Annotated in this window: 17 protein-coding genes; 5 read left to right on the top strand and 12 right to left on the bottom strand. The window is 61.4% G+C overall.

The window, feature by feature from the left end:
• Positions 1-278: 278 nt before the first annotated feature.
• Positions 279-1,568 carry a citrate synthase gene (gene gltA / locus U9R80_RS08310; RefSeq protein ID WP_038613122.1) on the top strand — a complete coding sequence of 430 codons (1,290 nt, stop codon included), beginning with the start codon at positions 279-281 and terminating at the stop codon, positions 1,566-1,568.
• A 127-nt stretch (positions 1,569-1,695) separates the two neighbouring features.
• Here the strand turns inward: gltA and U9R80_RS08305 are convergent, their stop codons facing one another.
• The 9 genes from U9R80_RS08305 to U9R80_RS08265 all read right to left on the bottom strand — a co-directional run bounded on the left by U9R80_RS08305 (position 1,696) and on the right by U9R80_RS08265 (position 8,645).
• Positions 1,696-2,301, bottom strand: a complete 606-nt coding sequence (locus U9R80_RS08305) for an START domain-containing protein (RefSeq protein WP_301842925.1) — start codon at positions 2,299-2,301, stop codon at positions 1,696-1,698.
• Between the two features lie 32 nt (positions 2,302-2,333).
• Entirely contained in the window at positions 2,334-2,588 is a 255-nt protein-coding gene (locus U9R80_RS08300; protein ID WP_301842926.1) for a YkgJ family cysteine cluster protein, read from the bottom strand.
• Between the two features lie 125 nt (positions 2,589-2,713).
• On the bottom strand, positions 2,714-3,148 hold the full coding sequence (locus tag U9R80_RS08295) for a translation initiation factor 2 (RefSeq protein ID WP_301842928.1): 435 nt from the start codon (positions 3,146-3,148) through the stop codon (positions 2,714-2,716).
• A 60-nt stretch (positions 3,149-3,208) separates the two neighbouring features.
• Complete coding sequence (locus U9R80_RS08290; RefSeq protein WP_301842930.1) at positions 3,209-4,654, bottom strand: aminotransferase-like domain-containing protein; 1,446 nt, start codon at positions 4,652-4,654, stop codon at positions 3,209-3,211.
• Between the two features lie 204 nt (positions 4,655-4,858).
• Positions 4,859-5,650 carry an OmpA family protein gene (locus tag U9R80_RS08285; protein WP_301842935.1) on the bottom strand — a complete coding sequence of 264 codons (792 nt, stop codon included), beginning with the start codon at positions 5,648-5,650 and terminating at the stop codon, positions 4,859-4,861.
• 14 nt (positions 5,651-5,664) lie between these two features.
• Positions 5,665-6,018, bottom strand: a complete 354-nt coding sequence (locus U9R80_RS08280; protein WP_301842931.1) for a DUF4398 domain-containing protein — start codon at positions 6,016-6,018, stop codon at positions 5,665-5,667.
• A 9-nt stretch (positions 6,019-6,027) separates the two neighbouring features.
• Positions 6,028-6,852 carry a substrate-binding periplasmic protein gene (locus U9R80_RS08275; RefSeq protein WP_442964945.1) on the bottom strand — a complete coding sequence of 275 codons (825 nt, stop codon included), beginning with the start codon at positions 6,850-6,852 and terminating at the stop codon, positions 6,028-6,030.
• Positions 6,853-6,965: 113 nt separating this feature from the next.
• Positions 6,966-7,895: an electron transfer flavoprotein subunit alpha/FixB family protein gene (locus U9R80_RS08270; RefSeq protein ID WP_324804814.1), complete on the bottom strand. Its 930-nt coding sequence runs from the start codon at positions 7,893-7,895 to the stop codon at positions 6,966-6,968.
• Positions 7,896-8,645 (bottom strand): electron transfer flavoprotein subunit beta/FixA family protein, encoded by a 750-nt coding sequence (locus tag U9R80_RS08265; protein WP_028945368.1) that lies wholly within the window; start codon positions 8,643-8,645, stop codon positions 7,896-7,898.
• Positions 8,646-9,189: 544 nt separating this feature from the next.
• On the opposite strand from U9R80_RS08265, the gene U9R80_RS08260 reads away from it, so the two are divergent.
• Complete coding sequence (locus tag U9R80_RS08260; RefSeq protein ID WP_301836866.1) at positions 9,190-10,854, top strand: electron transfer flavoprotein-ubiquinone oxidoreductase; 1,665 nt, start codon at positions 9,190-9,192, stop codon at positions 10,852-10,854.
• Positions 10,855-10,950: 96 nt separating this feature from the next.
• Here U9R80_RS08260 and U9R80_RS08255 read toward each other — a convergent pair whose 3' ends face one another.
• From U9R80_RS08255 to U9R80_RS08245, 3 genes are all read right to left on the bottom strand, one after another.
• On the bottom strand, positions 10,951-12,261 hold the full coding sequence (locus tag U9R80_RS08255) for an MFS transporter (RefSeq protein ID WP_301836867.1): 1,311 nt from the start codon (positions 12,259-12,261) through the stop codon (positions 10,951-10,953).
• Between the two features lie 108 nt (positions 12,262-12,369).
• On the bottom strand, positions 12,370-12,855 hold the full coding sequence (locus tag U9R80_RS08250; protein ID WP_301836868.1) for a histidine kinase: 486 nt from the start codon (positions 12,853-12,855) through the stop codon (positions 12,370-12,372).
• A gap of 182 nt (positions 12,856-13,037) precedes the next feature.
• Positions 13,038-13,514, bottom strand: a complete 477-nt coding sequence (locus tag U9R80_RS08245; protein WP_324804813.1) for a sigma-70 family RNA polymerase sigma factor — start codon at positions 13,512-13,514, stop codon at positions 13,038-13,040.
• Between the two features lie 192 nt (positions 13,515-13,706).
• Between U9R80_RS08245 and U9R80_RS08240 the strand changes: the two genes are divergently transcribed.
• From U9R80_RS08240 to U9R80_RS08230, 3 genes are read left to right on the top strand one after another with little or no spacing between them, the layout of a single operon-like run.
• On the top strand, positions 13,707-14,885 hold the full coding sequence (locus U9R80_RS08240) for an efflux RND transporter periplasmic adaptor subunit (RefSeq protein WP_301836869.1): 1,179 nt from the start codon (positions 13,707-13,709) through the stop codon (positions 14,883-14,885).
• A 1-nt stretch (position 14,886) separates the two neighbouring features.
• The gene (locus U9R80_RS08235; RefSeq protein WP_301836870.1) at positions 14,887-16,854 is read left to right on the top strand and encodes a MacB family efflux pump subunit; all 1,968 of its coding nucleotides are present in this window, start codon (positions 14,887-14,889) and stop codon (positions 16,852-16,854) included.
• A gap of 3 nt (positions 16,855-16,857) precedes the next feature.
• A complete protein-coding gene (locus U9R80_RS08230) occupies positions 16,858-18,261 on the top strand; it encodes an efflux transporter outer membrane subunit (RefSeq protein WP_301836871.1) in 1,404 nt (467 codons plus the stop codon).
• Positions 18,262-18,292 lie beyond the last annotated feature (31 nt).

The raw sequence follows: 18,292 nt of genomic DNA, 5'->3' as shown, positions 1-18,292 counted from the left end.
TGACGACCCCAGCAACACGGGCTTGCAAGCCCCTGGCGGTCGGGGGCCGATTATAGACAGTTAGGCTACTAATGACAACGCGAAGACCTAGCCCAAATAGCGCATTGCCTTTAACGGACAAAAGGCGTAAACGGGCGGTAATTTCGAGGAAAAACAGCGCCCAGAGCCCTTTACAACCGTGCTTTAGGCAAATTGACATTCAAATTTATCTCACTATAGTGGTGCGGGCCCTGCGTGGGGGGTCTGTCTGATGATTTCAAGCATTAATAGGAGGCCACATGGCTGACAAAAAAGCGCAGTTGGTCATCGAGGGCGCAGCCCCCGTCGAGCTGCCCATTTTAACCGGCACCGTTGGTCCCGATGTTATCGACGTTAGAGGGTTGGGGGCCACGGGTCACTTCACTTTCGACCCTGGTTTCATGGCGACCGCATCCTGCGAGTCGAAGATCACTTACATCGACGGCGACAAGGGTATCCTGCTGCATCGCGGCTATCCGATCGAACAGCTCGCCGAGAAATCCGATTATCTCGAGACCTGCTACCTGCTGCTCAACGGCGAGCTGCCAAATGCCGAGCAGAAGGCCCAGTTCGTCAGCACCGTCAAGAACCACACCATGGTGCACGAGCAGTTGAAGTCCTTCTTCAACGGCTTCCGCCGCGACGCCCACCCGATGGCCGTCATGTGCGGCGTGGTTGGCGCCCTGTCGGCGTTCTACCATGACTCGCTGGACATCAATAACCCGCAGCACCGCGAAATCTCCGCCGTTCGCCTGGTCGCCAAGATGCCGACCCTGGCAGCGATGGTGTACAAGTACTCCATGGGACAGCCCATGATGTACCCGCGCAACGATCTGTCGTACGCGGAAAACTTCCTGCACATGATGTTCAACACCCCGTGCGAGATCAAACCGATCAGCCCGGTACTGGCCAAGGCAATGGACCGGATCTTCATCCTCCACGCCGACCACGAACAGAACGCCTCGACTTCGACCGTCCGCCTGGCCGGTTCTTCGGGCGCCAACCCGTTCGCCTGTATCGCTGCCGGTATCGCCGCACTCTGGGGCCCGGCTCACGGCGGTGCCAACGAAGCCGTACTGACCATGCTCGATGAAATCGGCGATGTCTCCAACATCGACAAGTTCATCGCCAAGGCCAAGGACAAGAACGATCCGTTCAAGCTCATGGGCTTCGGTCACCGCGTCTACAAGAACCGCGACCCACGCGCCACCGTGATGAAGCAGACCTGCGACGAAGTCCTGCGCGAGCTGGGCATCAAGAACGATCCGCAGCTGGAACTGGCCATGCGCCTGGAAGAGATCGCTCTCACCGATCCGTACTTCATCGAGCGCTCGCTGTACCCGAACGTCGACTTCTACTCGGGGATCATCCTCAAGGCGATCGGCATTCCGACCAGCATGTTCACCGTGATCTTCGCCCTGGCGCGGACCGTCGGCTGGATCTCGCACTGGAAAGAAATGCTCTCCAGCCCTTACAAGATCGGCCGCCCTCGCCAGCTGTACACCGGCTACGAGTCGCGCGACATCACCAAGCTGGAAGACCGCAAGTAAGCCTTTGGGCCGAACGCAAAAAAAAGGCTGCCCCAGGGCAGCCTTTTTTATTCGCGGGGCAAGCCAGAACCTCGCCTGACCCGCAATCACAGTTGAGCCTGCGGCCCAACTTTCAGAAACTGTACGCTTACTGTTTCTCAGCCTTCGCCTTCAACGCCTTCAACGTATTGAACGGCGCATCCACCACAAACTTGTTGGCCAACCAAGACGGCACGCTGCCGCCAGGCTCGGTGTGCACCTGGTAGGTCACTTCAGTGGTATCGCCCTTGGGCACCAGCTTCCAGAAACCCTCAACCTGGGACACACGCACAAAACCCTTCTCCTCGGGCTGGTACTTGGGCACCCCCTCAAGCTTGCGGGTCAGGCTTCCATCGGCATCCTGGGTCGTGGTGACATGCAGGATCGAATCACGCGCCGTTACCGGCCACGGGGTATTGAACTGGGTGTAGGTCCAGGTCTGGTCGCCTTCGTGCTTGAGCAATTTTTGCGATTTGCATTCATGAATCCACGCGCAAGCGCCGACCACGTCTTCCTGCAACGCCTTGACCTTGGCCAGCGGCGCCTTGATCACGGTGACGCCACGGTAGGCCTTGTACTCGGAACCGGCCACTTCGCTCAGCGAAATCTTGATGCCGTCTTCATCCTTGGCCACTTTCCAGTCATCGGCATGCGCCAGCGGTGCCAGCATTGCGCTCAACCCGATGACCACTGCCACTTGCTTAAACGATCCCATTCTATTGTTCCTTATTGTCGAAGATCCGCGTTTCAGGCTGCCGTCATTTGCTCCAGCCAGCCAAGGATTCTGATCGCCTCGTCGCGATCGCTGCCGCACACCTCCACATCGGCCTTGAAGCCGCCACATACCGCTGGCCGCTCGGGCTTGCCGAACAATCCACACAGATTAGCGACCGACAGGTGCAGGCAACGCTCACCCGCCGGCTTGCCCTTGGGCATGCCGGGGATCGCGGAACTGATGGAGGGCGCTATGCAACAGGCGCCACAACCTTCACGGCAGTTCATGACAACAGAATCCTCGGTGTAACAAATGATGATTGAACCTGGATAGTACGCGCTTAAACAGGCGTTTGAAATTCTTCAAAAAACGAAAAATCACCGGACATCCGGTGACTGATGGGTCATCGCAGTTATTGCTTGAACTCGAACTCGATGGCGGCGCCTTCGATTTCCTGACGGGCATCGTTGCGCAGTTGCAGCTGCATTTCGTTGCTCAACAACCGGCCGTTGAGCTGAAACGGGCTGTCGGAGGGTGGTTTTTCACCAAACAGATAAGGCAGTAACGGTTTTGGCGTCGACACCGGGTCCTGGGATGCAGGCTTGAGGTCCTTGACCATCTCGGCAGGCAGACTGAGATCAACCCTGGCGCTGGGCAGGGGCTCGGGTGCCGGCTTGGCGGGCTTTGTCGCCTTGTGCCGCACTGGCGGCTTGGCTTTTTCGGCCGAATGGACTTTTTCCGTCGCCGACGCCCCCGCCTCGGGCGCCGCCTGAACCATTACCGAGCCGCTGCCAACCCAAACACCCAGCAAACACAGGATCAGGCCGACACCACGCAACGCTTTCATAGACACCGACGAACATTCTCTAAAGTGTCTATGCTCCGCGTTCCCGAGAAAACTGGCAAGTCAGAAGAAACCGGCGGAACCGGTCTCCTGGCACAACTGACTGGCCAACATCCCCAAGGTCATCAAGGCACGCTCCGCCTCGCGGTTCCACGGAATACCACAGTTCAAGCGAATACAGTGGTTGAACTGTTCTGTATTGCTGAAGATCAGCCCCGGCGCAATGCTGATCCCCTGCTGCAGTGCACGCACATGTAGCTCCTGAGTGTTGACCCGCCCAGGCAAGCTCACCCAGAGAATGAACCCGCCGGTCGGCCGGGTCATTTGGGTGCCCTCGGGGAAGTGCTGCTGCACCGCCAACTGATAGGCGCTGAGGTTTTTCCGGTACTCCTGGCGGATGTAGCGCAGGTGCCGGTCATAACCGCCATTTTCAAGATAAGCGGCCACTCCCATCTGGGTCACACTGCAGGCGGAGTGGGTAGTGAAGGTCTGCAAGCGCTGGATTTCCGCCTGGTATTTGCCCGCGATCATCCAGCCGATACGCACACCCGGCGACAAGGTCTTGGAAAAGCTCGAACAGTAGATCACTCGCCCCAGACGATCGAAGGCCTTGAGCGCCTTGGTCTTGCCCTGCTCGAACATCAATTCGCCATAGATGTCGTCTTCGACGATCTGAATGTCGAAATCCGAGGCCAGGCGCAACAGCTGCTTCTGGCGATCTTCGGGAATGGTGCCACCGAGCGGATTACTCAGGCGCGCGGTCAACACCAAGGCCTTGATCGACCACTGGTTGGCTGCCAGTTGCAGCGCCTCGAGGCTGATACCGGTCGACGGATCGCTGGGAATTTCAATGACCTTGAGCCCCAGCAGGTCTGCCAACTGCAGCAGGCCATAATAAGTAGGTGATTCCGCGGCAATCAGATCGCCAGGCTTGGTCAACACCCTCAACGACATTTGCAGGGCATCGACGCAACCGTGGGTGACGACCACCTCACTGGGATCAACCACCACTCCGGCATCGCGCATACGAATGGCAATCTGTCGGCGCAAGGGCTCGAACCCCGGGCTGAACATGTAGCTGAAGGCCCGAGGGCTATGAAAGCGTGTGACTTTGGCCAATTGCTGGTGCAGCGCACGCACCGGCAGGTAGTCCACATGCGGCACCGCTGCGCCGAACGGGAACACGCCGTCGCGCCGGGCCTCGGTCAATACTTGTTGGATGATACTACTGCGGGTCACCAGGCCTGGTCGCTCTACCCTGGCGATGTCCGGGGTTTGCGCGGTCAGCGCGGGCGTCTGGTGCACGTAGTAGCCAGACTGCGGCCGGGCGCGGATAAGCCCCTGGTCTTCGAGATTGGCGTAGGCCTGCAGCACCGTGGCATGACTGACATTGAGCTGCGAACTCATTTTGCGCACCGACGGCACGCGCTCACCCGGCTGATACACACCGCGCCGGATATCTTCGGCCAGTTGCTGGGCGATGCGTTGATAGAGCAGCAGGTTCGTCATGATGGGTACTCGACACGCAGGCAATGTAGTTATTGTTGTACGACTCGATTTTCGAGCCAGAATACCGGAACAGTTGCAAAGTGTACTGGGACAGATTGCAGAATAGTAGACAATACAGTTGTGTGACAGCGCCTGCTGTCGACCCTTTCACAGGCCACAAAAAAACCCGACGAGGTCACTCGTCGGGTTTTTTATAGTGCCGCCTCAGCGTGCAGCGCCGAGCTTGCCCTTGTCGTCGGAGAACACAATCTCGACCCGGCGATTCTGCGCCCTGCCCCGCTCGGAGGCATTGGCTTCGACGGGGTACTGGTCGCCATAACCTTCAACCTGGATGCGCTTCTCGTCGACACCCAGGTCGACCAGCATATCCGCTACGGCCTGGGCTCGATCACGGGACAATTTGAGGTTGTCTTCCGGTGCGCCGGTGCTGTCGGTGTAGCCTTCGATACGCACGATACGCTTGGGGTTGAGCTGCAGGAACTGCACCAGCTTGAGTACGGTACGGCTGGCTGAGTTCTTCAACTCTGCACGACCGGTATCGAACAACACATCCCCCAGGGTCATCACCAGACCGCGGTCACCCTCGCTGGTGGCCAGGCTGACAATCTGCGCCTCCACCCACTTGCCCTGCTGCTGAACGCTGGCAAGCTTGGCTTCGCGCAGCGCCAGTTGCAGCCGCTGGCGCTCAAGTTCCAGCTTGGCCAGGCGCTCCTGATTCAGCACAAGGTTGGTGTGCTCGCGAGCGATGTCGCTGTAACGCTCGCTCAGGTAGGCGTAGTGGCGAACATCGGCACCGGTGCCCAGATAGGTTGACAGACGGTCAGCACGGGCCAGGGATTCACCGGCGCGGATCACATCCCGAGGCGCACTGCGCAATACGTCGGAATCGTCCTTTACGGTCTGGAACTTGGCTGTCGCATCATCGAGCGCCGATTCGCTGCGCTGGCTGGCACAACCCTGCAGGCCCACGAGGCCGACCAACAGCAGGGTCGCCATAGGTTTGATCGAGCTCACTGCTGTTCCCCCAACTGTTTACGCAGGCGATTGACCCGCGACTGCAGCAGGTCCAGCTGCTCTTTGCTCTTGCTGGTCAACACCCGCGCCTCGGCCAGGCGCGCATCAAGCTCTGCTTGCTCGGCACGCATGCGGGCATCGCGGTAAGACTCACTGGTCATGTTGACCCGAGCCCTGGCCATTTTGTCTTCGGCCAGCTTCAGCTCGGCCACGTCTTCGGTTGCGCCGACGGCCTTGGCCTGCTCAAGCGCCTGCTCAGACAAGCGAAATTGCTCATTGGGTGCCGGGTCGTTGGCACATCCGGCCAAGGCCAGTAGCGCCAGCGCGGCGAATAGTGGTTGGGTTCTCACTCAATCTTCCTACTGTTTAGGGGCATCCAGCGGTGCCTGCATCTGCGCGTTCCAGCGCTCGATATTGCGTTGCAGCACCGCCTGAGACACGCCGGAGGCCGGCAATTCTGTCAGCTTTTTCGCCAGTTGTCCGCGTATCCAGGTGTCATTGCAGGCCGAATTATGGGACAGCGCTATATACAACCCCGGGCGATCCAGGGGCAAGCCGCGCGCCACCAGCTCATTGCTCATACCCAGCGATTGGGCCATGGCCATACCGGAGTAACGTCCGGCCAACACGTACTCCACCTGGCCCAGCAGCAACTGCTGGAACGCCTGGGTGAGGTTCTGTGCCGACGAGAGTTTCAAATTGGACTTGGCGAAAGCTTCAAATTCGGGTGTCAGCCGCGACTTTTGCGACAGGCTGCCCTGGCGCTCGTGCAGATCGGCCAGGCCATCGTAGACCAGCGGCGAATCGTGACGGGTCCACACCAGATACTCGTTGTGCATCAGCGGCGGGTGAACATAGTCCACGGCCGTCAGCTCTGCCGCCATCAGCGGGGCATCGATCAGCATGTCCACGCGCCCGCTGCGCACCTCTTCAAGGGCCTCGCTGCGGGTGCCGCTGTAGAGAATTTCAACTTTCACCCCAAGCTGCGTCGCAACCTGGTTGAGCAGATCGGCATTGGCGCCGATCAGGTGTTTGGGGTCCTTGGGGTCACGCCACAAATATGGCGGTGCGTCGGGACTGCCGGTGGCCACCAGGCGCTCACACTTGCCCACTGCCATTGCCTGCGACGGCAGCAACACCGCAGCGAGCAACAGCGCCGTATTCATCCGGCCAAGCCATCCCATGCAACCGACTCCTTACCCTTCTTGCGCAATAAAAAAGCCCGGTCCGGTGGGCTGTGCAAGACTGGCTTGCACAACCCGCCCGGACCGGGCCCTTTATAAGTGAAGCAGCGGGATTAAACCAGCTTCTCCAGCTCAGGTACGGCTTCAAACAGATCCGCCACCAGACCGTAGTCGGCCACCTGGAAGATCGGCGCTTCTTCATCCTTGTTGATCGCAACGATCACTTTGGAGTCTTTCATGCCGGCCAAGTGCTGGATCGCGCCGGAGATACCGACGGCGATGTACAGCTGAGGAGCAACGATCTTGCCGGTCTGACCGACCTGCATGTCGTTGGGTACGAAACCTGCGTCGACCGCAGCGCGCGAAGCGCCGACGGCAGCGCCGAGCTTGTCGGCCAGGGCGTACAGGTGCTTGAAGTTGTCGCCGTTCTGCATGCCGCGACCGCCGGAAACGACGATTTTGGCAGCGGTCAGCTCAGGACGATCGGACTTGGCCAGTTCTTCGCCGACGAACGCCGAGGTGCCAGCGTTGTGGGCAGCGGCAACGGCTTCAACCGCAGCCGAACCCCCTTCAGCGGCAACGGCATCGAAGCCGGTGGCGCGAACGGTGATGACCTTGACGGCAGCGTTCGATTGCACGGTAGCGATGGCGTTACCGGCGTAGATCGGGCGCTTGAAGGTGTCAGCCGATTCAACCGAGATGATCTCGGAGATCTGGTCGACGTCCAGCAGGGCAGCAACGCGCGGCAGGATGTTCTTGCCGTTGGAGGTGGCAGGTGCCAGCACGTGGCTGTAGCCTTTGCCCAGCTCAGCGACCAGCGGAGCAACGTTCTCTGGCAGTTGGTGAGCGTAAGCGGCGTTATCGGCAACCAGGACCTTGGCAATGCCAGCGATTTTCGCTGCAGCTTCAGCTACACCACCCACATTCTGGCCTGCGACCAGCACGTGGATGTCGCCACCGATCTTGGCGGCAGCAGCAACAGTGTTCAGGGTGGCCGGGGCTACGGCACCGTTTTCGTGTTCAGCGATAACCAGGATAGTCATTTAGATTACCTTCGCCTCGTTCTTCAGTTTCTCGACCAGTTCAGCAACCGACTTGACCTTGATCCCTGCGCTGCGAGCAGCCGGCGCTTCGACTTTCAGGGTCTTGTTGGTGGAGGCAGTGGAAACGCCCAGCGCGTCTGGAGTAACAGTTTCCAGCGGCTTCTTCTTGGCCTTCATGATGTTCGGCAGCGACGCGTAGCGTGGCTCGTTCAGGCGCAGGTCGGTGGTGACGATCGCAGGCAGGTTCAGCGCAACAGTCTGCAGGCCGCCGTCGATTTCACGGGTGACGTTGACCTTGTCGCCAGCAACTTCAACCTTGGAGGCGAAAGTACCCTGGGCGAAGCCGGTCAGCGCAGCCAGCATCTGGCCGGTCTGGTTGTTGTCGCTGTCGATGGCTTGCTTGCCAAGGATCACCAGCTGAGGTTGTTCTTTGTCGACCACAGCCTTGAGCAGCTTGGCGACGGCCAGGGAGGTCAGCTCGTCGGCGGACTCGACCAGCACAGCACGGTCGGCACCCAGTGCCAGGGCAGTACGCAACTGCTCCTGAGCAGTGGCCGGGCCTACGGTAACGACCACGATTTCGCTCGCAACACCCTTCTCTTTCAGGCGTACGGCTTCTTCTACGGCGATTTCGCAGAAGGGGTTCATGGACATCTTGACGTTAGCAAGGTCGACGCCGGAGTTGTCCGCCTTGACGCGAACCTTGACGTTATAGTCGACCACTCGTTTGACAGCTACAAGAACCTTCATGGATTCCTCGTTACTCTCCGGTGAAAAGAATGTCGCCTGGGGCAAACCCGGCGATTGCGCGTGGGTACAAGGGCACCTCTAAAAACGATTGCAGCCGGTCGGATTCGACCCTGACCCAGCAGTCTCAATTTGACCTTGCAGGAGCAAAACCCGTGGTTCATTTTCTGTCGTGGTGTATAAACTCCACTACAAAGCGGGTAAAGGCTTCAATGCCCTGCTTTTCGCCTGGTTTTTAGGGGTGCACCTGCATCCGACGGTCAGCCTACGGCGAGCGCAAAACCGCTCGTATCTTGACCGTAACGCCCAATCCGGTCAATACGGCAAACCGGTCAGCTTCAAGCCGCGCTTCTTTGATTTTACTGGCCTGCGGCAAATTCAAACAAACGTTTGTATTGGACCCCGCGAGTGGTGTAGATATAATGCGCGGCCAAGAGAAAGCGGTGTAGTCCGTCATCACTCGAGCTACAGCCCGAGCGCACTCAAAATGACCGCCTGACACCCGCCAACAAAGAAAAACCGATGAGCCTTGAGTAGGAGAGAACCTGTGGAACGCGAATACATGGAATTCGACGTGGTCATCGTCGGCGCTGGCCCGGCGGGCCTGTCCGCCGCCTGCCGATTGAAGCAGAAGGCCGCCGAAGCCGGTAACGAAATCAGCGTTTGCGTGGTTGAGAAAGGCTCTGAAGTCGGTGCCCACATCCTCTCCGGCGCGGTGTTTGAACCACGTGCCCTGAACGAACTGTTCCCGGACTGGAAAGAGCTGGGCGCCCCGCTCAACACCGCCGTCAAACGCGACGACATCTATGTGCTCAAGGATGCTGGCAGCTCGATCAAGGTTCCTGACCTGTTCGTGCCCAAGACCATGCACAACGAAGGCAACTACATCATCTCCCTGGGCAACCTGTGCCGCTGGCTCGCCCAGCAGGCCGAGAACCTGGGTGTGGAAATCTACCCGGGCTTCGCCGCCCAGGAAGCCCTGTTCGACGAGAACGGCGTAGTACACGGGATCATCACCGGCGACCTGGGTGTCGACCGTGAAGGCAATCCAAAAGACGGCCTGTACACCCCGGGCATGGAACTGCGCGGCAAATACACCCTGTTTGCCGAAGGCTGCCGTGGCCATATCGGCAAGCAACTGATCAAGCGCTTCAACCTCGACAGCGACGCCGACGTCCAGCACTACGGCATTGGCCTGAAGGAAATCTGGGAAATCGATCCGGCCAAACACGAGCAAGGCCTGGTGGTGCACACCGCCGGCTGGCCGCTGGATGTGATGGCCAAGGAAAACACCGGCGGTTCCTTCCTTTATCACCTGGAAAACAACCAGGTAGTGGTCGGCCTGATCGTCGATCTGTCGTACGCCAACCCGTTCCTGTCGCCGTTCGACGAGTTCCAGCGCCTCAAGCACCACCCGGTGATCAGCCAATACCTCGAAGGCGGCAAGCGCATCAGCTACGGCGCCCGCGCCCTGGCCAAGGGCGGCTTGAACTCGCTGCCAAAAATGGTCTTCGCCGGTGGCGCCCTGATCGGCTGCGACCTGGGCACCATGAACGTGGCCAAGATCAAAGGCAGCCACACAGCCATGAAATCCGGCATGCTCGCCGCCGACGCAGTGGCCGATGCCCTGCTGGCCGGTAGCGAAGGCGGCGATCAGCTCAACACTTACGTTGAAGCGTTCAAGGCCAGCTGGCTGTATGAAGAGCTGTTCGCCAGCCGTAACTTCGGCCCGGCCATGCATAAGTTCGGCCCGATGCTCGGCGCTGCGTTCAACTACGTTGACCAGAACTGGTTCGGCGGCAAGCTGCCGTTCACCCTGCACGACACCAAGCCAGACTACGCCTGCCTGAAGCTGGCAGCCGACTCGAAGAAAATCGACTATCCCAAGCCCGACGGCAAACTCAGCTTCGACAAGCTGAGCTCGGTGTTCCTCTCCAGCACCAACCATGAAGAAGAGCAGCCGTGCCACCTCAAGCTTGCCGATGCGAGCATCCCGATCGGCACCAACCTGCCGCTGTACGATGAGCCCGCTCAACGCTACTGCCCGGCGGGCGTGTACGAGGTTGTTACCCAGGAAGACGGCGCCAAGCGTTTCCAGATCAACGCCCAGAACTGCGTGCACTGCAAGACCTGTGACATCAAGGACCCTTCGCAGAACATCACCTGGGTCACGCCGGAAGGTGCCGGTGGTCCGACTTACCCGAACATGTAAGCCGGCCTTCCACTAAAAAAGCCCCCTCGCCTTGCGGCCAGGGGGCTTTTTAGTCTTCGCGGGGCAAGCCCGCTGCCGCACGCCTCGCGATCGAACTCAGCAACGCACGGCATCGTCTTCAAAGGCAATGACATCGCGGGCACCGAAGTGCATCGCCGTCAGCAATCCCACCGTACCCATTACCAGCGCAAACCCTGCACACACCCAGGGACTCCACGGCATCAGCGCGATCAGCATCAGCGGCGTGGTACTGGCCCACAGTGCGTAGGCAATGTTGTAGGTAAAGGAAATACCCGACACACGAACCGGCGCCGGAAACAAACCGACCATCACCGACGGCACCACCCCCACTACTCCGCACGCCAGCCCCGCCAGAGCATAGGCCACGCCTGGCCATTCCCAGCCGCTCACCAGGCTTGCATACAAGGCCCCAATACCCAGCGGCAGCATCAGGCTGTAGAACATCAGCGCACGCCAGGCACCGATGCGGTCAACCAGCAACCCGGCCAGCACACAGCCGATGTTGAGAAAAACGATGCCCATGCTGCTCAGGGCAAAGGTATGCCCGGCGCTCATGCCAAAGCGCTGCTGCATGATGGTCGGGGTGATCACCACCAGCACCACCACCGCCGAGGTCAGCACGCAGGTCAGCAGTACCGCTGGCGCCAGTGCCCGCCGATGCTCGCGCAACACGGTGCTCAGCGGAAAGGTCGGCGGTTGCTCACGACGCTCGCGCAAGGCCAGGAACACCGGTGTCTCGCTCAACCAGCGACGCAGCCACACCCCGATCACACCGAACACGCCGCCCAGCAGGAACGGATAGCGCCAGGCGTAGTCGAGAATCTCCTGGGCCGTGAACCACTGCGCCAGTGCTGTGGCCGTCAAGGCGCCGAGCAAGTAGCCAAACGTCAGGCCGGCCTGGAGAAAACCCAGGGCATAACCGCGCCGACCCACTGGCGCATGTTCGGCGACGAACACCCAGGCACTGGGCACCTCCCCGCCCACCGCCGCACCCTGCAGAATGCGCAGGGCCAGCAGGATCAGCGGGGCGAAGTAACCGATGTCGGCGTAGGTCGGCATGATGCCGATCAGCAAGCACGGCAGCGCCATCATCAGGATGCTCAGGCTGAAGACCTTCTTGCGCCCCAGGTGATCGGCAAAATGCGCCATCAGGATGCCGCCCAAGGGCCTGGCCAGGTAGCCGGTGACAAAAATGCCGAAGCTTTGCAGCAAGCGCAGCCACTCCGGCATGTCTGGCGGGAAGAACAGCTGGCTCAGGGTCAGGGCGAAGAACACGAAGATGATGAAATCGTAGATTTCCAGCGCGCCACCCAAGGCCGCCAGGCTCAAGGTCTTGTGGTCACTGCGGCTCAAGCGCGTCGCTGGCGCAGGCGTGGTGGCTGTCATAGGGGCATCCATCAATCAGTGGGCAGATCAACGCGCACTCCGGCGCGCCTGGGCAAACGCAAGAGGATAACAAAACGCACCCCAAGGGTGCGCAGGTGATAGCACTGTTCAGGACTGGCGGGAGAACGCACTCGAGCCGAAGCTCATCCGTCGTGGCGTATAAGCCGGATGCGGGATCCGCTCGGCAATATCCGGCAATTGGCCCAGCACCCTGGGTGCATCGATGATGCCCATGAAGGTTTGCAGGGTCTCGTTGTCGGGTACTTTGGGCAGGCTGATGTTCACTGCCTGGCGCTGGGCGTTCGGTATGGCGGGCACCTTCAGGTGCTGGGACTCGTACAGCAGGGCATGCTGGATCTGCGAATTGACCCGGCAGAAACGCTCGAAGTCGACGCCAACATGGTTGGCCAGGTCGATATTGCCCACCAGCAGATTGAAGGGCTGCAACGCACCTTGCACCAGGCGCTGCAGGTCCTCGAAGCATTCCACGGGGGCAATACGGTAATAGCCCATGCCGTTGAGCATCTTCTCCAGCTGCATCAACTGCATCGGGTGTTCGTCGGCGATCAGAATCCGCATCGATTTGTTTGGCATCGTCTATGACCAAGGCTTGAGAGCGTTAGTGACGTTCCTTGACCATACTGCGCCAATATTTCAACTACAGGCTGGAGGCGGGCAATCCGCCTGTGAAAGGGTCTTCACTGATAGTTGTAGGGAATCCGTCAGAAATCAAGCAAGGCCAGGACGGAATTTTCAACACCCCTGGCCGCCCGCCCCTAGCCCTCCCACTGACGCATGCGCACGCGGCAATGCTTCATGGCATTGACGATGTGCTTTTCCACCAGGCTGCGAGAGATCCCCAGGCGTTCGGCAATCTCCGGGTGCGACAGGCCTTCGAGTTTGCGCAGCAGAAAGCTGTCGCGACACGGTGCGCTCAACTCATCGAGTGCCCGCTGCATCAATACCAGTCGCTGGCGCAGCTCCATGTCGTGGGACGGTGCCGGGGAAAAGAAACGCTCATCGGTGTCGAGCACGTCCAGCGGCTCGACCTGCCGCAACAAGCCGCGGCGATGTCCGTCGATGACCAGATTCAGGGCCGTGCGGTAGAGAAAGGCGCGGGGGTGTTCGATGTCGGAGTCGCCCGTGCGTTCCAGCACGCGGGTGTAGGCGTCATGGGCAACGTCTTCGGCCGCCTGGCGGTTACCCAGGCGAGCACAAAGGAAACTCACCAATTCTCGATAGTAGTTTTCCAACACAACACCTGGCCGCGACGACGGCATCTTCCTGACTCTGTTTATAGCGTGAGTGTATCGAGCAGATATGAATGATGGCAGTTTGCGATAATACAAATTACAATCATTTGCATCAAGCTTGCCCCCCGGAACACTGCTCCACCTGATCACTCGCTCACTGTATCCCTGCACCCTTTTCGGTTGGAACCCTGCATGAGACGTCCTTCAAACAAATGCCGACTGCTTCTTTGCGGCCTTGGCCTGCTCAGCCTGAGCGCCCTGTTCGCGTGGAAGACCCTGCCTGCCAGCGGCGACCCTCTGAGTACGGTCAGCGTCACCCGCAATGATATCGAAAGCAGCGTCACGGCACTGGGCACATTGCAGCCCAGACGCTACGTGGATGTCGGCGCCCAGGCGTCCGGGCAGATCCGCAAGCTCCATGTAGAGGTCGGCGACGAGGTCAAGGCCGGCCAACTGCTGGTCGAGATCGACCCCTCGACCCAACAGGCCAAGCTCGATGCCGGACGCTTCTCCATCGACAACCTCAAGGCACAGCTCGCCGAACAGCAGGCCCAGTACCAGCTGGCCGAGCAGCAGTACAAGCGCCAACGCAACCTGGCCGCCGGCGGTGCAACCCGCGACGAAGACGTGCAAAGTGCCCAGGCCCAGCTCAAGGTGACCCAGGCCCGCATCGACATGTACCGCGCCCAGATCCGCCAGGCCCAGGCGAACCTGCGCAGCGACGAAGCCGAGCTGGGCTACACCCGCATCTATGCACCGATGTCCGGCACCGTGGTAGCCGTCGATGCCCGCGAGGGTCAGACCCTCAACGCCCAGCAACAGACCCCCTTGATCCTGCGGATCGCCAAGCTGTCACCGATGACCGTCTGGGCCCAGGTATCGGAAGCCGATATCGGTCATGTCAAACCCGACATGGCGGCCTATTTCACCACCCTGGCGGGCGGCAAGCGTCGCTGGAACAGCACGGTCCGCCAGATCCTCCCGGTACCGCCCAAACCGCTGGACCAGTCCGGCCAGGGCGGCGGCGACCCGGCCAGTGCGAGCGGCAGCGGCGCCAGCGGCAAAGTGGTGCTGTACACCGTGCTGCTGGATGTCGAGAACCCCGACAACGCCCTGATGGCCGAAATGACGACCCAGGTGTTCTTCGTCGCCGGGCGCGCCAGCAAGGTGCTGACCGTGCCCGTGGCAGCCCTGGATGACGACGCCAGCGCCGAAAACATGCGTATCGGCCAGGTGCTGGGCGCCAACGGCAAGGTCGAGCAGCGCCGGGTACGCACCGGGCTCAGCGACCGCTTGCGGGTGCAGGTGCTCGACGGCCTGACCGAAGGTGAGCGGCTGTTGATCGGCGCCCCCGTTGCCAGCGGAGGTTGAGGTGAGTACACCGCTGATCGAACTGCGCGACATCCGCAAATCCTATGGCGGGGTCGACACCCCCAAGGTCGAGGTGGTGCGCGGCATCAGCCTGGCCATCCACCCCGGCGAGTTCGTGGCCATCGTCGGCGCCTCCGGTTCCGGCAAGTCGACCCTGATGAACATCCTCGGCTGCCTGGACCGCCCCACCTCTGGCGAGTACCTGTTCGCAGGCAAGAACGTGGCCGACCTGGACAGCGACGAGCTGGCCTGGCTGCGCCGCGAGGCGTTCGGTTTCGTGTTCCAGGGCTACCATCTGATCGCCTCGGGTTCGGCCCAGGAAAACGTCGAGATGCCGGCGATCTATGCCGGCACACCTGCCGCCGAACGCCATGCCCGTGCGGCCGCCCTGCTGGATCGACTGGGGCTCGCCAGCCGTACCGGCAACCGCCCCCACCAACTCTCCGGCGGCCAGCAGCAACGGGTGTCGATTGCCCGGGCATTGATGAACGGCGGCCATATCATTCTCGCCGACGAACCCACCGGCGCCCTCGACAGCCAGAGCGGCGCCGAGGTCATGGCCTTGCTCGACGAGCTGGCCAGCCAGGGCCATGTGGTCATCCTGATCACCCATGACCGTGAGGTGGCCGCGCGGGCCAAGCGCGTCATCGAGATCCGCGACGGCCTGATTGTCAGCGATTCGACCAACGAAGACGCCGGCGAGCAAGGCCATGCCCCCGGCCTGCAGGCCGAAGACCTGCGCCAGCGCCTGGACCAGGGCGCCACCCATAGCGACGCCTGGAAAGGCGAACTGCTCGAGGCCCTGCAAGCGGCCTGGCGGGTCATGTGGATCAACCGCTTTCGCACCGCCCTGACCCTGCTTGGCATCGTCATCGGCGTGGCGTCGGTGGTGGTCATGCTGGCCGTCGGCGAAGGCAGCAAGCGCCAGGTCATGGCGCAGATGGCCGCGTTCGGCTCCAACATCCTTTACCTGAGTGGCAGCGCACCGACCCTGCGCGATCCGGCCGGCATCGTGACCCTGAATGATGTCGCCGCGGTGGGCAGCCTGCCCCAGGTGAAGATGATCATGCCCGTGATCGGCAACACGCTGATGGTGCGCTACGGCAATAACAACCAGCAGTTCTATGTCGGCGGCAACAACACCTACTTCTCGGAAATCTTCAACTGGCCCGTGGTCGAGGGCAGCTTCTTCACCGAAGCCGACGAGCAGGCCGCAGCCGCTGTGGCGGTGATCGGCCAGAAGGTCAAGGAGAAGCTGCTGGGCGATCAGGTCGATCCCATCGGCCAGTACATCCTGGTCGAGAACGTGCCTTTCCAGGTGGTCGGTGTACTGGAGGGCAAAGGCGCCAGTTCCGGCGACCAGGACAGCGACGAGCGCATCGTCGTGCCCTACTCCGCCGCGGCCATCCGCCTGTTCGGCAGCCGCGACCCGGAGTACGTGACGATCGCCGCCGCCGACTCGCGGCGGGTCGCCGAAACGGAAGCGGCCATCGACAAGCTGATGCGCAAACTGCACAACGGCAAGCACGACTTTGAACTGAGCAACGACGCCGCGCTGATCCAGGCCGAAGCGCGTACCCAGAACACCCTGTCGCTGATGCTCGGCTCGATCGCCGCCATCTCCTTGCTGGTCGGCGGCATCGGGGTGATGAACATCATGCTGATGACTGTGCGCGAACGCACCCGTGAAATCGGCATCCGCATGGCCACCGGCGCGCGGCAGCGCGACATCCTGCGGCAGTTCCTCAGTGAAGCGGTGTTGCTCTCGATGGTCGGCGGCCTCACCGGCATCGTCCTGGCCGTACTGATCGGCGGCGCCTTGCTGCTGGCCAACATCGCCGTGGCCTTCTCCCTGACCGCCGTCCTCGGCGCCTTTGCCTGCGCGGTGGCTACCGGCGTGGTGTTCGGCTTCATGCCGGCACGCAAAGCCGCCCAACTCGACCCGGTCAAAGCCCTTACCAGCGAATAATCCATGAACCTGCCCAGCCGTCTCAGCCTGCTTTCCATCAGCCTGTTCATCGCCGCCTGCAGCGCCACGCCCACGCCACCGCAGAGTGGATTGCAAGCGCCGGCAGACTGGCAAAGCCTGGACGCCAGCACCGATCAGCCGTTGCCTGGCGAACACTGGTGGCAACAGTTTGCCAGCGCACCGCTCAATCATCTGATCGAGCGGGCACGCCTTGGCAGCTTCGACCTGGCCGCTGCCGCAGCGCGCGTCCGCCAGGCCCAGGCCTCGGCGGTGATCGCCGGCGCGCCGCTGCTGCCGGAGGTCACGTTCGGCCTGGACGCCAGCCGTCAGCGCCTGCTGCGCGGCTATGGTTTCGACCAGCTCGACGCCAGCGACTACGACCGCACCAGCACGTCCTTCAACACCCGCCTGAGCGCCAGCTACGAGATCGACTTCTGGGGCGGCAAACGCGCGGCCCGCGACAGCGCCCTGCATGGCCTGGATGCCAGCCGCTTCGATCGCCAGACCGTCGAACTGACCTTGCTCAGCGGCGTCGCCAACAGCTACCTGCAAAGCCTGGCCCTGGCCGAACAGGTACGCATCGCCCGGCTCAACCTGGCCAATGCACAGGACGTGTTGCGCCTGGTGCAGACCCGCTACGACTCAGGATCGGCCACCGCCCTGGAGCTTGCCCAGCAGCGCAGCCTCGTGGCCGGACAAGCACGCCAGGTGCCGCTGTTCGAGCAGCAACTGCAAGAAGCCCGGATCACCCTGGCGACCTTGCTGGGTGACCCGGTGCAACAGCTGCCGCCTATCCAGGAAACCATCGACGGGCTGCGCTGGCCCGGCATCGGCAGTGGCGTGCCCAGCGACCTGCTTAGCCGCAGGCCGGATATCGCCGCCGCCGAAGCGCGGCTGGCGGCGGCCCGGGCGGATGTCACCGTGGCCCGAGCGGCGATGCTGCCAAGCGTTACCCTGGGCGCCGATCTGGGCTCGGGTGCCGACACCTTCGCCCATATCCTGCGCAGCCCCTACTACACCCTGAGTGCGGGGCTCGCCGCACCGATCTTCAACAACGGCCGGTTGAGCGCCGAACGCGACAAGGCCCGGGCCGTGGAAGAGGAACTGCTGGAGAGCTACCGCGCCAGCATCATGGGCGGCTTTGCCGATGTCGAAAAAGCGCTGACCGGCATCAACGGCGTGGACAACCAGCGCCAGTGGCAGGACCAGGAAGTCGAACAGGCGCGCATCGCCTTCACCCTGTCCGAAAGCCGCTACCGAGCCGGCGCCGAAACCTTGCTGACGGTGCTTGAAACCCAGCGCACCCTGTATCAGGCCCAGGACCAGCAAGTGCAGCTGCGCCTGGCACGGCTGCAGGGCAGTGTGGCGCTGTACAAGGCATTGGGTGGGGGGTGGCAGGTCCGGTAAGCACATCTGCGCCGCACCCGCCTGCCTGTGC

The sequence above is a fragment of the Pseudomonas sp. JQ170C genome, assembly GCF_035581345.1.
In the GTDB taxonomy this organism is placed as follows: domain Bacteria; phylum Pseudomonadota; class Gammaproteobacteria; order Pseudomonadales; family Pseudomonadaceae; genus Aquipseudomonas.
Note: the sequence above shows the minus strand (reverse complement) of the source record. Positions and strands in the feature narration are given on the sequence as shown.